At 42.1% G+C, this 14,093-nt stretch carries 15 protein-coding genes and 1 pseudogene; 6 read left to right on the plus strand and 10 right to left on the minus strand.

The window, feature by feature from the left end:
• Positions 1-80: 80 nt before the first annotated feature.
• The 3 genes and pseudogenes from tnpA to BM241_RS10940 form a co-directional block, all read right to left on the minus strand.
• Positions 81-349, minus strand: a pseudogene (gene tnpA, locus BM241_RS10930) (IS200/IS605 family transposase).
• Between the two features lie 187 nt (positions 350-536).
• Positions 537-1,076, minus strand: a complete 540-nt coding sequence (locus tag BM241_RS10935; RefSeq protein WP_092282779.1) for a hypothetical protein — start codon at positions 1,074-1,076, stop codon at positions 537-539.
• 93 nt (positions 1,077-1,169) lie between these two features.
• The gene (locus BM241_RS10940; protein ID WP_092282780.1) at positions 1,170-1,877 is read right to left on the minus strand and encodes a hypothetical protein; all 708 of its coding nucleotides are present in this window, start codon (positions 1,875-1,877) and stop codon (positions 1,170-1,172) included.
• Positions 1,878-2,417: 540 nt separating this feature from the next.
• Between BM241_RS10940 and BM241_RS10945 the strand changes: the two genes are divergently transcribed.
• The 6 genes from BM241_RS10945 to BM241_RS10965 all read left to right on the plus strand — a co-directional run bounded on the left by BM241_RS10945 (position 2,418) and on the right by BM241_RS10965 (position 7,451).
• Positions 2,418-3,521: a class II glutamine amidotransferase gene (locus BM241_RS10945; protein WP_092282781.1), complete on the plus strand. Its 1,104-nt coding sequence runs from the start codon at positions 2,418-2,420 to the stop codon at positions 3,519-3,521.
• Positions 3,512-5,014 (plus strand): FMN-binding glutamate synthase family protein, encoded by a 1,503-nt coding sequence (locus BM241_RS10950; protein WP_092282782.1) that lies wholly within the window; start codon positions 3,512-3,514, stop codon positions 5,012-5,014. The genes BM241_RS10945 and BM241_RS10950 overlap by 10 nt, the downstream gene beginning before the upstream one ends.
• Before the next feature lie 229 nt (positions 5,015-5,243).
• Positions 5,244-5,372, plus strand: coding sequence for a 4Fe-4S dicluster domain-containing protein (locus BM241_RS12975; RefSeq protein ID WP_278292822.1), 129 nt, complete (start codon positions 5,244-5,246; stop codon positions 5,370-5,372).
• Positions 5,373-5,392: 20 nt separating this feature from the next.
• Positions 5,393-6,130 (plus strand): NAD(P)/FAD-dependent oxidoreductase, encoded by a 738-nt coding sequence (locus BM241_RS10955; protein WP_051456364.1) that lies wholly within the window; start codon positions 5,393-5,395, stop codon positions 6,128-6,130.
• Positions 6,131-6,328: 198 nt separating this feature from the next.
• On the plus strand, positions 6,329-7,066 hold the full coding sequence (locus BM241_RS10960; RefSeq protein WP_092282783.1) for a GltB/FmdC/FwdC-like GXGXG domain-containing protein: 738 nt from the start codon (positions 6,329-6,331) through the stop codon (positions 7,064-7,066).
• Positions 7,067-7,178: 112 nt separating this feature from the next.
• Entirely contained in the window at positions 7,179-7,451 is a 273-nt protein-coding gene (locus BM241_RS10965) for a hypothetical protein (protein ID WP_092282784.1), read from the plus strand.
• Positions 7,452-7,765: 314 nt separating this feature from the next.
• Here BM241_RS10965 and BM241_RS12980 read toward each other — a convergent pair whose 3' ends face one another.
• From BM241_RS12980 to BM241_RS10995, 7 genes are all read right to left on the minus strand, one after another.
• Positions 7,766-7,897: a hypothetical protein gene (locus tag BM241_RS12980; RefSeq protein ID WP_278292825.1), complete on the minus strand. Its 132-nt coding sequence runs from the start codon at positions 7,895-7,897 to the stop codon at positions 7,766-7,768.
• A gap of 579 nt (positions 7,898-8,476) precedes the next feature.
• Positions 8,477-10,213 carry an ABC transporter ATP-binding protein gene (locus BM241_RS10970; protein ID WP_177206164.1) on the minus strand — a complete coding sequence of 579 codons (1,737 nt, stop codon included), beginning with the start codon at positions 10,211-10,213 and terminating at the stop codon, positions 8,477-8,479.
• 66 nt (positions 10,214-10,279) lie between these two features.
• A complete protein-coding gene (locus BM241_RS10975) occupies positions 10,280-10,831 on the minus strand; it encodes a hypothetical protein (RefSeq protein WP_092282786.1) in 552 nt (183 codons plus the stop codon).
• A complete protein-coding gene (locus tag BM241_RS10980) occupies positions 10,801-11,799 on the minus strand; it encodes a radical SAM protein (protein WP_092282787.1) in 999 nt (332 codons plus the stop codon). The genes BM241_RS10975 and BM241_RS10980 overlap by 31 nt, the downstream gene beginning before the upstream one ends.
• Complete coding sequence (locus tag BM241_RS10985; RefSeq protein WP_025747792.1) at positions 11,796-12,314, minus strand: PH domain-containing protein; 519 nt, start codon at positions 12,312-12,314, stop codon at positions 11,796-11,798. The genes BM241_RS10980 and BM241_RS10985 overlap by 4 nt, the downstream gene beginning before the upstream one ends.
• A 229-nt stretch (positions 12,315-12,543) precedes the next feature.
• The gene (locus BM241_RS10990) at positions 12,544-12,741 is read right to left on the minus strand and encodes a hypothetical protein (RefSeq protein ID WP_025747793.1); all 198 of its coding nucleotides are present in this window, start codon (positions 12,739-12,741) and stop codon (positions 12,544-12,546) included.
• A 153-nt stretch (positions 12,742-12,894) separates the two neighbouring features.
• Positions 12,895-13,452: a hypothetical protein gene (locus BM241_RS10995; RefSeq protein WP_025747794.1), complete on the minus strand. Its 558-nt coding sequence runs from the start codon at positions 13,450-13,452 to the stop codon at positions 12,895-12,897.
• Positions 13,453-14,093: the final 641 nt, after the last annotated feature.

The following is a 14,093-nucleotide window of genomic DNA, read 5'->3' on the forward strand; positions in this document are numbered from 1 at the left end:
TAGAGTAGATTTTACCAGATACCATTGAAATTTCTCTCGCTAAACCTTGATATTCTTCTGGAACTGACAAAATATATGTCTTATCCATCCTTTTCTGCCTTCTTCCATTGGCTCTCTATATACTTCTTGATGGTTTCGGCAGATACATTACCTGCAGTTGCCACAAAGTACGCTCTTGTCCAGACAGAATCTCTTTGTTTGTACTGGGGAAACTTTTGTCCTATCTTCCTGCCAGTAGCGCCCTTTATAACATTAATAAGTTCGCTTGGAGAATACCTTACTTTGGTATCTAAACAAAGTGGTAGTTGATTAGGAATTTAGCATGTCGTGTGGATTTGTAGGTATTCATTCTAAACCAACCTTCTTAATTCCAAGATTTGGTTTAATTATATCATACTTGGTTCTCAGTTTCAACCCTTGCATTCATCCCCGCCCTACAAGGATGAGGCTTTCTGCAGAATTCTTGTAAAATCGTATATACATATGGCTCTTGTTTTAAAGTAAATGTAGTTTGTTAAGAAAAGAATCATATAGTACTAATCTGTATTCTGGAATATAGGTCGACCTTGCACATCAAGGAGTTGATAAACCAATTCAGTTGGAGAAGTGCTTGCTTTACCTGTAGTATAACAAATTCGCAGCCCTTTAGCTTCTACAATCTTTGTCTCCTTACCATTAAATAGTACTTTGGCGACAGAGCTATCTCTGACGATACCCCAAAATATCCATGCCCTACCTTTATTGTACTTGTATGAGCTGAATAAAAAATCGGCAGGATCTTTACTGTTTGTCGGCCATATTCCCGAACTGATTCTCAATAAACCATATGACAAAAGCTTCTTTTTAATGATGGCACAGGCAACAATTCCTCTTTGATCTTTATAGAAAATGAGATATTCCCCTTCATCTATATTTACTTGATAAAGCATTTCAGCTGGTGTACGTGCATTGTCATTTTCCATTTCTTTTACTAAGAAATCATATGGTGAAAGAGTATCATTTCTAACTATAGAAATGATACCAATAGTAAAAACACATACGATTGCGATAACTAAAATTAATGTACCCTTTTTCAAGTTATTACCTCCCTGTAGGTAGCAAGCCACCGTAATTATTACGGTGGCTTGCTAAACAATTGGCAAATTTATTATATCATATATCATAACGTTTTAGTAGTAGAGGCCGTTCATGATACATATGATGCTCCATTGTTTAAGAGTATTTTGGAGTACGAAGCCAGCACCTACATTGCCAGGAGCAGCCGAGATTTCAATACCGCCGGTAGGTTCTTGATACGTATGAATATATTTAAGAATAGCCTGTGTCGTGTTGCCACCACCAGTCTTACGATTCTTAGAGAGGGTAGCTCTGATATTTACTTCTTCTACCCAAAGCATAACTTTGCCAACCTCATGCAAGAACTCGTCAAATTCCCACACGACAGCTGCATTAGGTACAACATCAGCAAGGTATATAGTCGCGGACGGGCCGTGAATCCAAGTACCAGTAGCATATAAAATCGTAGAAGTAAAGCCACCTCCCCATGCAAAGCCGAAGAAATCTTCACCAACAGCAGGATTCTCCACAGCATTGTACCACCAGTTTAAGCCAGACCAATTTGCCTTACCATAGAGCTCATAGCGGGTAGAGTTACCAGACGAATTATCATAGCAAGAGAATGTAATCGTCAAAGTGCCCCTTTTATTAACAGCAGTAGCTTGGGTTGTGATCGGTGATTCCATTTGCATCTCTAATGACTCGAAATTCTCAATGCCGATAGCTTCTACCTCGTCTTTTGGAAGGAGCCTGCTGTTTGTAATAATGATTTTGCCATCTCCTATCTCATATGTTTCTTCAACGAAAACTGTAGCTGTCACTAGACCAACGAGTTTCCCTTTAGCTGAAGACGAAGCAATTTTGAAGCAAAAATGACAGGACGTTATTTTTAGCGGCACTTGAACAGGACGTTCAATTGCTGCGTGTGAAAAATTGCAAGTCGAAGCGTTGCTCTATCAAGCAAACATTCCGCAAATGGAGTTTTTGCAGCAGAATCAATTTTAAGCTATCAAATATAGCTTTGCGCCGATATAACTTTGCACCAATTTTAATCTAATTTTACAATGTTGGCAGTTTTAATGCAATTTTAAAATTCATTTATTGCATAATTTTATTTTATATCAAATATAAGCATTATTGATTTTACTTGCGTAAAAAACTTAAATATAATGTTGCATACGATAAATTCTAGTTATATCAATTAAACGAATTTGTCCTAAATTGTATACGGTTAAGTAATTTGTGTAAATTTTTGCAAGTTAAAGTTTTGTATATTTCATTTTGTTATAACGTTTATTGTTAAAAGTTACCTTGTTTTATACAAAACCAGAAATATCCTTAAGGAAGCAGGGTGATTTAAAATGCTACTTCGTGAAGGTAATATAAGGATTCCGGCAGGATGCGCTATATCGGGCATTATGAATAAAAAAGGCCTTCTGTTTTCAGGGGATGACATAGTAAAGTCCATCGCTCTGATGCATGAACGCTCAAACGGACTGGGAGGAGGCTTTGCCGCATACGGGATATACCCCGAATACAAGGACTTATACGCGTTTCACGTGTTCTATCACCACAGCGGCGCAAAAGAAGATACCGAGACATTTTCAAAGAAACATTTTGACATAAAATTGTCGGGAGAAATCCCCACCAGAAAAGTCCCCTCCATAAAAGATGTTCCCATAATCTGGAGATACTTTGTCCTGCCCAGAGAAGATAAGCTTATGGAATGGGGCTTGGCCGAAGAGGAATTCGTAGTAAGATGTGTCATGAGGATTAACTCAAACATTGACGGCGCTTTTGTGGTATCTAGTGGTAAAAACATGGGAGTTTTCAAAGGGGTGGGGTATCCCGAAGACATAGGCGAATTTTATATGCTGGACACATACAAGGCATACATTTGGACGGCACACGGGAGATTCCCCACCAACACTCCTGGATGGTGGGGTGGTGCCCATCCCTTTACCCTGCTTGACTGGTCAGTGGTCCACAACGGGGAGATCTCATCCTACGACGCAAACAGACGGTGGATCGAAATGTTTGGTTACAAATGCACACTTCAGACCGACACCGAGGTCATCACCTATATATTCGACCTTTTGATACGCAGGCACGGACTCCCCCTTGATATTGTTGTAACCGCACTGGCCGCACCGCTATGGGATGAAATACAGAGGATGGATGACGAGAGACAGGAACTTGTGAAAGCGATACGGGCAGTGTACGGCAGTGCCCTGATCAACGGACCATTTTCCATAATACTGGCCTGCAAAAACGGTATATTGGCTTTAAACGACAGGATAAAGCTTCGCCCGATGGTGGCGGCAACCAAAGGCGATTTCGTGTTTGTCGCCAGCGAGGAATCGGCCACCAGAGCAGTATGTCCACAACCCGACAGGGTATGGGCCCCCATGGGCGGGGAGCCAGTAATTGCTCTACTGGAAGGAGTTGAAGATATATGGCCATAAGCCTTCTTACACCGGAATTCATAATAGAGAGAAACGACGCGCGCTGCATAAGGTGTCAGGTATGCGTAAGGCAGTGCGCAAACCTCGCACACATATATGACCAAGAAGAAGACAGGGTTTTAGCAGACGATTCCAAGTGCGTCAACTGCCACAGATGCGTAACCCTGTGCCCCACCAGGGCAATTACTATAAGGAAAAATCCCCTTGAGTTTAAAGAAAACGCCAGCTGGACGGCAACTGCTATAAGGGAAATATATAAACAGGCAGAAACTGGCGGCATACTGCTTACCGGCATGGGCAACGACAAACCCTACCCCATATACTGGGACAGGATGCTCATAAACGCCAGCCAGGTAACCAATCCATCAATAGACCCGCTGCGCGAGCCCATGGAGCTCAAAACCTTCCTGGGGCGAAAGCCCGAAATGCTTAAGGTTGAAAACGGAAAGCTCAAGGAAAAACTACCACCTCAGCTGGAACTTGAAGTTCCCATCATGTTCTCAGCCATGTCGTTCGGCTCGATAAGCTTTAACGCCTGTCAAGCCCTGGCAATGGCAGCATCTGAGCTGGGCATCATGTACAACACAGGCGAAGGCGGACTTCATAAGAATTTGCGCAAATACGGCAAAAACACCATAGTACAGGTGGCATCGGGTAGGTTTGGCGTTGACCCAGAGTATCTAAACGCCGGAGCAGCCATTGAGATAAAAATCGGCCAGGGCGCAAAGCCCGGCATAGGGGGACATCTCCCGGGTGAAAAGGTGACCGCTCAGATATCCCAAACCAGGATGATCCCTTTAGGTTCCGATGCCATATCCCCTGCTCCCCACCACGATATATATTCAATAGAGGACCTGCACCAGCTCATATTCTCCCTAAAAGAAGCCACTGATTATCGGAAACCGGTGGCGGTTAAAATCGCAGCGGTCCACAACGTCGCAGCCATATGCTCGGGCATAGCAAGGGCCGGGGCCGATATCATAGTTATCGACGGGTTTAGAGGCGGCACAGGCGCTGCTCCCTTGAGGATACGGGACAACGTTGGAATACCCATCGAGTTTGCATTAGCCGCCGTAGACACCAGGTTAAGGCAGGAAGGCATAAGAAATCAGGTATCGCTGGTTTGTGCGGGAGGCATAAGAAACAGCGCAGATGTTATAAAAGCGATAGCCCTGGGGGCCGATGCCGTCTATATTGGACAGGCAGCCTTAATTGCCATGGGATGCCACATGTGCCAAAAATGCTACACCGGCAAGTGTAACTGGGGTATAGCCACTCAGGACCCCAACCTGGTAAAAAGGCTCAACCCTGAAATTGCCGCCAGAAGGCTTGTCAACCTCATCAAAGCCTGGGCTCACGAGATGAAGGAGATGCTGGGCGGCATGGGGATCAACGCCATCGAAAGCCTGCGCGGCAATAGGTTCATGCTGCGGGGAATAGGGCTAACCTCTAGAGAGCTTGACATACTGGGCATAAAAGCAGCCGGAGAATGAGTCATAGAGGCTTTCAATATAAAATCTAGTTAACCATTGCCATTCATCGCAATAAATAAAACATAACCAAAATTACCGTCTCTAGACTTTAAAATTTTCGCGTGCGGTGCCTCAAAGCATATCCTTTAGTAGGTTATTACAAACCAATCGCCTTTTTAGCAGAAAAATTAATCATCACCGCACAATATATATTTTATAAATATCCTGGTAAAGCGAGGAGTGTTATAGAATGGATAAATCCAATATCACAGCTCCAAAGAAGATATACGCAAAGGAAGATGTGTGTATAGGATGCAGGCTATGCGAGATTCACTGTATAGCCGCCCATTCCAAATACAGACATGACCTTATGGCGTAAATGTTACGGTGATAGACATCATGGACAGGATCATGCCACGGGTATTTGACGAAACAGCCTCTTCAATGGCACTGAAAATGCTCGAAAAGTACGAAGCCAAAGTGTTGCTCAAAACCAGTGTGGAAAAAATCCTCGGCCATCAGGCCGCCATCGGCGTGCTTCTCAAAGACGGAAGGGAAGTCCCCTGCGATTTTATTGTTTTGGCAGCGGGTGTAAGATGCAACACCGACCTTGTCAAAGGCACAAAGCTTAAGATAAACAGAGGAATCATAGTGGACACCATGATGAGGACAAATATCCCTGACGTCTATGCCGCAGGCGATGTGGCCGAGGGATATAACTTCATAGAGGAAAGAAATGCCGAAATCCCAATAATCCCCAACGCTTATAAACAGGGAGAGACGGCAGGGCAGAACATGGCCGGAGCACAAAAAATATTTGATAAGGGGTTTATAATGAATTCAATGCCCCTGCTGGACCTTTCAATTGTGAGTGCCGGCGTGTCAACCCCCGGTGAAGGAATAACCGTAAAAACCATATACAACCAGGAAAAGAACACCTATAAGAAGTTTTATATCAGAGGAAATAATCTGGTCGGCTATCTTTTAATAAATGACATCGACAGAGCCGGTATATATACCGATTTAATCAGGAGAAAGATAGATATATCCTCATTTGAACACCAGCTTGGGAGAGATGACTTCGGCTTTATATACTTACCCAAAGCGCTCAGGAGCCAATTAATACTGGAAGGATGATTGTTTATGCTATTTTCAATCGATTATTCTAGCGGTCATTAACCGATGATTTTCCATAGAAAATTCAATTTGCTGGATGCCTGCATAACACAACAACTTCTCGACTTTCTTTTTCAGTGCGCATTCAAGCAAATTCGTTTAGCAGCAACATCGGCTTTTACACTAACATCAACAATCAATTGAGGAAGGATGATTCGTATGAAAGTGATAGATGCCAGCGGCATGCACTATAAAGACCTGAATGCCATGATTAAACAGCTTATAAAAGGCAATGCTGCTGAAATACTCGTCAAGAACGTACAAGGCCAGCGATATATAGGCGACGGGATACAGGGAAACTCAAAAATCATAATAGAAGGGACCCCGGGCAACGATATGGCGGCTTATATGGACGGCGCAACAATTGTCGTACACGGAAATGCCCAGGACGGCGTAGCCAATACCATGAACGACGGCAAGGTGGTCATACACGGAAATACGGGCGACATTCTAGGATATGCAATGAGGGGTGGCGAGGTCTATATAAAGGGCGATGTGGGGTACCGGGTAGGCATACACATGAAAGAATATTTGGACAAAAAACCTGTCATCGTAATCGGTGGAAAAGCAGGGGCTTTCCTTGGAGAACACATGGCAGGAGGTATAATAATCCTGCTGGGCTTAAATGTGGATGACACACAAAAGATAGTTGGAAACTACTGTGGCACCGGAATGCATGGCGGCGTCATATATTCGCGCATCCCCATCGATAGCTACAAACTGGGAAAAGAGGTAAAACAGACGCAGGCCGAGGATGGCGACATGGAGATTATAGGTTTATATGTAAAGAAGTTCTCTGACTATTTCGGATTTGACTACCGCTCAATAATGGACAGCCAATTTGTGAAGATATATCCGTACAACCATCGCCCTTATGGCAATCTGTATGCGTATTGAGTTTGGGGGAGTAAAATACAAAAATATTTTAAGCTTGTACAAAACAAAAATATAAATTATTATATTTTTGGGAGATCTTCCTAATGATAATCATCCGGAAGGGGGAATATAATTGTTTTCTTTAGCAGAATTAGCGGCGTGGCTTACTCGCGCCGCTTTTTGGTCTATTGAAGAGGTTGAAAGAGAGATGCAATTAAGAAAATACATTGGAAGAAATAATTATATTAGTGCGATTCCAGTAATTATTACATCAGTTTCAATTTTGTTGGGAATATTCAATGGATTAAGTTCAAGCTCTAATAAAGAACTTAGTGATAGCATTTTAGATATTTTAGTGCATATAGGCTTGTTTGATAAAATCAACATTGGAAATTCACAGCAATAATTTATATTTCTATTTTTTGCAAGCCTGAAATAGCACATCTGTTTGTTGGCATAAAATTATCGCTTATGCCGGGCGCACATAAAAAAAGCGGCTTATAAGTCGCTTCAAACCCCATGTAAACCAAGGCAATAATATTAAATTTCATTATTAAGCATCATCAGCATCCGATCCCAGTTCATGTTTGATTTCCGACGCCAACTGAAACTTGCAATATCGATTATACTGCGTTTCCACTCCCATCGAGAATCATTTGCTGCGGTGTATATTTGGCTACTAATAGGCATGGGCTTGCACGGAAATTTATTCCCACCTGATTACTGCAATCCTTTCCGTTCAGGAGCAGGAGACTCACTTTTAATCTGTACTGTATACCGCATTTTATCGCCCTGCTGTGCGGTTGTGAATAAGTTTACCCTTAAATAACTACCATCTTCGCCTTTCCACATCACACTTTTCCCCTAAACACCTATATTCTCTGCATCATCAAGTACGCTTAAATCATTTCAAACGGTTCTGGAAGTAATTTTGACAAACGGGTTTTAAGCTCCTCACAAAATTTAATAAATTGTTCCTGGTTGGCAGTTGAGAATAGATATTCACCCTCGATATCGTAGTGTCAAAATTTTTTATACAAAATCAGCTTTAGTTACTGATATAACTGGTTTTTAGGGATATTTTTTTAATACCTCCTTAGAGCGGGTGGCACCTTAAAGATAAATAATACTCTTTTAAACACAAATTTATCGTTTCTCCATGCTGAATTGATAGTACCATTAACCCAAAAAGGTTGTTGAAATATCACGGCGGATATACCGCCGTAATCACAGCAATAGTTATTGTGGAGCTTGTGGCAAAGTGCATACCAGCTTGGAAATACTTGCTGAAGCTTAACAGTTCCTGCTGGGATGGCACAGTGCCGCCAAACCGAAGCGTATGGGGAAACCCCTGCGCGCATCCATTTAAAGGATGTCCCCAAATTCATTCGGGGGAGAAAGGACTTAACAACATTCCCCTGGAGCCCATCCTTAGATCTTTTCTGGTAAACGAGTTTCCTGACGGCACAGCTCGGTATAAATGGTTGCGTACATCCCTCTCTTGCGAAGCAACTCGCCATGCGTTCCCTGTTCGACAACCATACCTCTACTTAGCACAAGTACCTGATCGGCTATCTTGACAGTGGACGGGCGGTGCGCAATCACGATAACGGTGACAGTTTTCTTAAGATCCATGATCGCTTGATGTATGGCACTTTCCGTTTCCGGATCTAAGAAGGAGGTGGGTTCATCCAAGACAACTATCTTAGGATTGGCCAAAAACAGCCTGGCAAGTGCAATACGCTGGGCTTCGCCACTAGATAATTGGAGTCCACCCTCTCCGATCCGAGTGTAGAACCCCTGAGGCAGTTGCATGATAAAATCGTACGCTTTGGCCCTCTCGGCAGCATCAATAACCTCCTCCTCACTGCAGGAATCCACCCCATAACAAATGTTGTCCCAGATAGTACCGCTAAAAAGGAACTCCCCTTGAACAACGTACCTAACACCAGCACGCAAGGAGTCTAACGTGACCTGTCTTATGTCGATACCGTCGATCAGAATCCTCCCTTTCCAGGGATCATAAAGCCTTACCAGTAATCGTGCCAGCGTGCTCTTACCGACTCCACTTTCTCCAACCACGGCGGTGATTTTTCGCGGCTCGAAGGCAACACATAACCCCTTTAAAACTGGTTCCTTAGATGTGTATCCGAACCAAACGTTCTCAAAAACCACCCTGCCTTCTTTCACTGATAGTTCGATCGCATCCGGAAGCTCGTGTACCGTCGGCATCACTTGATAGTACTCTAAAAACCGTGACAGACTGGCACGCACGTCCTGGAAAGAAAGTACAGCATGAACAACAGAGGCTATACGAGGATAAAGCATCCCTGCGGTGAGTAAAAATGCCATAAGCGTCCCCAAAGTGATTTGCCCTGCCAATACCAACTTTCCCCCGTACCATAAAATCCCGAAAGACCAGATGTTGTTGACCAGCTGAGTGGATAACTCCGAAAACTTCCTGAGCATAAACGCTTTGACGTTGATGCGCATCAGTTCTTCCAGACCTGACCTGAACCTATATGCCTCTACCACCTCGGTATTTAATGTCCTGATAAGCTGAATGTTCCTAAACCTCTCAACCACGAAACCGGACAAAAATTGCGACTTACTTTTCTGAAGTAGAGCGTAGGTCAACAAGGGTTTTTGAAACCCTATAATTACAAGCACTTGCAAACACAATACAGCAAAGACAAAAAGCGCCATGCGCAAATTCCAACTAATCATAATAGCGGAAATGATAACAATAAAGAGTAAGTCAATGGGTAACGCGATAAGCAACTGATTAAAAAACCCCTGTATAGTCCCCGTTTCCCCAAAGATGCGATAATTCAGCTCCCCGCTTCGCTGCATTGACAAGAAATCTGTTGATGCTTTTTGCAATCGCCTAAAAAGGTCGTACCTCATTAACAACTTAGCTCGCTCGAAAGCGTTAACCAAAAAGTAGTCTGAAATAAGCCCCGTAAAAAACAGGATAATGAGGATGATCCCACAGATAATCAGCAGCGGTAAAAGCAAGTCCGGGCGATTGGCGTGAAAAACAACATCAATTAAAAACCTGGTTATATAAGGGGTAGTAATACCAGTTAGCGAAAATATGAAACTGGTAAAGAAACCTAAAAAATCGCGCTTCCCTTGCCCTTTAGGTAGGTTCTCGCCAGCTTCCACAAAGTGACTAGATCCTTCCACATAAGTTCAAATCCCCCAAAATTAATTGTAGCTCGCCACTTAAAATCAAAGTTCTGCCGGCTGCGCTCCCCGTGCTATAAGTTCCCAATAGAGCTCTTTTACACCAGGGTGTAAGAGCACATAGTAACGACCATCAGATTCCAACACCACCCTATAGGGCGACTCGCCATGCCGGAAATATAGCGCTTTTTTGCCGTTTTTAAATCTAAACCAGCCGGCAGAAAAACCAGGAAGACCAATCCCGTTCTCTCGCCGCGTTGCCTGCCACGGTCCGGCGCTATCCACCAGAGCAATCCGTGTCTTTTTCAGCTCTAAAACCTCTGGCGCTCCCCAGGTAGCTTTTATCAGCAGCGTCTCATCTTCCAACCGCCACCCAGAACCAGTATAAGGTAAACTTATGGCCAGCATAGCTATTAATACAATTCCGACCACTGCAATAATGCTCAATATCTCCCCAAACGACGCTTTTTTTATCACTTTTGTTAACGCGTACAGCAGTAATACAGCAACAGGAATTAACATAATTGAAAGAAAAAGGGGATGTAACGGCACAAAATAAGCTTTGATTATTTCCCAGAAACTAAGTTTATAGGCCATTTTTTCACCTCCAATTGTGCAAAAATTTCCTCTTTTCTTTTAGCTAAAGCTCTCAACTTCTCCCGGCAGGCCGTGCCCAAGTAAAAGCAAGCTTCGCACCTCCGATAGAATTTCTTTTCTACTCCCAGTTCGGTTAGCACTGCTTCCGGTCCTTCAAGATTCAGCCACCAGTAAAACACGTTCTTCTGCATTCGCTCGACAATTTCGACCAGAGACGTCCCGGAAGCCAGGCTGCCTATAGTCATGATTTCCTGAGCCTTGCTATTTACAATATGTCCACAGCAAAACAACACTTCCCCATCCGGCAAGATCACTAATGTTTGTCCCGCGTCATTACAGCCACCTCGCTGTCGTTTTTCTACATCGGAGGGAAAAAAGTGTGCTGGCAGTTTCTGCCGAGCCCGCCCCAGGGGAAATACAAAATCCTCCAGGAATTTGATCTCTTGCTGGATACCTGCATCTTTAAAAACCCTGCGCAAATAACCAGACGATATTTTAGCGCCAGGATATAATGTTGACCCTACCAATACACTCATACCCAGATCGGTTGCTGCTCGCACAGCATTAAGCACATTTTGTTCGCCCCCAAACGCTTCCAGATATGCGGCATGAAAGTCATCATAACTTATATTAAGCTCGTTTAGCCCTACCATCCGAAAGTCTTGTAGAAAGCGGTATGCACTCTCTGGGGTTTGAGCCCACCAGGCGTTAGTAACCAGACGAGTAATAAAGCCTTTCTCATGAGCCAGCTTAATCCCGTCTTGTAGCAAGTCCTGATAAAGAGACGGTTCACCACCCGTAAAAGATATCACCCGGATGGACGGCAGAATGTAAGCTTGCTCTATTGCCAGCCGCATAACATCTTTTGCTATCACTTCCCGACGCCCCGGCCCAGCAGAAACGGAGCAGTGATCGCACAAGAAGTTGCTCCTATACGTTATTATGAAAGCTAGAACTTGTGGAATCATGGATTTTCCCCTCCCTGAAAGTGCTGGTTTAAATATTGCTTTAATGCTTCGACGAACTTTTCTGGTTCGGCTGGAGATATATAAATTTTTTTGCCATCTCCAGTCTTAATTTGAACCAATTGTTTAAGATTCGTTGCATAAATCCTTACCCTGTCGTTATCATCCTTACTATAAAACAATCCATAATAACCAAATAGCCCCGCATTTGCAAAAACTTTATAGCCTATGTTTACGCTATTTACAACTTTCGCCGCAATAATCTGGCTATAAGGCAAAGAAAATGATCCCACCGGCCTATTGATAACTAACCGGTCTGCCTTGATTACATATTCGCGCACCGAGGAAAAGAAATAAGGATAAATATGGAACAAAAAAACCATTAAAGGAAAAATCCAGACCTTTGAAGCAACTGCAACAACTATAGCAAATATCGTGAGAATAGGACTTACTATATACGTCATAGTTTTCACAAAGGCATCGTATGGAGCTACTTTAAAAACTCCGGTCACGCTCATTAATTTGCTACCTCCTTTCACCGATGATTTCTCCACCCCATTAGGAGAGGAATTGAAGAGTATTTTAAACGCCCTTAATTTCTTTTTGCCAAATTGATATATCAGACGTCTTCTTCCCTCTTTGTCATTCAATTAGTAATGTAATTTATGAAAATTTTATTGCTTCTTAAACTCGTACTTGAGCTAATATTTTATTTTTGTCCGCTAATAACGAGATCAATTTTTAGGGCTACACAATTTTTACTATTAAATGACCAGCAGCTATTAAAGACACACCAACAGCATTAACAACTCCAACATACATGTATACGCCAAGTGCTATTATGACCCAAGTTGCAAGAGAAAATACTGCTTCAGGTTCTACCCCGTCACCAGATGATACCATAACTACAGGATCAACTGGCCGGTTAAGTTCAAATTCCCTCACGATAGCTCACCCCCTTTACCTCGCAGATTTTAGAGAAAAGCATCCTCTGCCGAAAATCGCTCTCCTAATGGGGGGATAATTGTCACACAAGGCAAGGTAGATCTTCCCATGCTGAGTTGCTTAAAGATAAGCGGATCGAGCAGAAACCACCTTTTACTCTCGCTTATCACTTGCCCTATCCACCGCCCGCTCTATTAGATCAATAAACCGTACCAGTGAATGCATTCTCTTTTCAACAGCCATTTTCTTCATTTCTTGTAACACAATCTTGTCATCACCATCTATCTTCTCAACCAAAAACTCCTCATCATTGGAGTAGGCGAACACCTCTTGATATTCACCAGTTCTACTTATATTTACAAAAGGCTCAAAAGCCTGACTGGAGAGGTTACGGAAAGTGTACAATACATTTTCGATGTTCTTCTTGTGCGTCAAAGCATCTATACTCGTAGAAGTGCGCAAGTAAACAACAATGTAACCCTCTTGTGGTAAAGTGTCTCCTGCCTGAATTTGTATTGTCACTTTGGACCCTGCACTCATCTTTACGTCCATTGTTCGCGCCAGGGATAAGTAAGGAGCCATATAAGCCAGGTTTGTCGTAGCAAGAACTCTTAGCAAAGCCTGTCGTCTCAAAGCTTCTAGCTCCCTGATATCCCTTTCCCACAAGTTTCCTTCCGATATTCCTGACTTTCTTTTAAAATTTTCCTTCACGTCATATCCCTCCTCAAAGTATAGTCAATTATGACTTGCTTCATTTTGGATAGTGTATATATTTTTAGGTCAAAAAGAAAGAAAAATCAGGAAGAATATAGAAAAAGAAACCACTATCAGTTTGTGACATAATAAAAAAGAACAGATTTACAAAATAAAATCCTTCTTCAACAGCATATAATTGCTCTTTTGGAAAAACCTGTAATTTACAAATTTGATCATCCAGAGATATCTATCATCATCCGTAGCGTAAAATATTAACACGTATACCACTTATATCGCAACGTTGTAAAACTTGAAAAGCAAAGGCCTATCAGTTTTAATCTCTTTACTAAAAAATAATTTTCTTTTTCGATATCTAACCTTAATAATGCATTGTTTACTATGCTATGTTTGATACGCTTGTATATACTTATTAATTGTTCACTTTTAATTGTATTTTTATCCAAATAAATTGGCAACTCTTATTTTTTTTTTTTTTTTTTTTTTTTTTTTTTTTTTTTTTTTTTTTTTTTTTTTTTTTTTTTTTTTTTTTTTTTTTTTTTTTTTTTTTTTTTTTATTTTTTTTTTTTTTTTTTTTTTTTTTTGCTATTTATATTCATTTACTTTCTATTATTTTATAATATCTCCACTTTTTATTG

This window comes from Caldicoprobacter faecalis (assembly GCF_900115765.1).
In the GTDB taxonomy this organism is placed as follows: domain Bacteria; phylum Bacillota; class Clostridia; order Caldicoprobacterales; family Caldicoprobacteraceae; genus Caldicoprobacter; species Caldicoprobacter oshimai.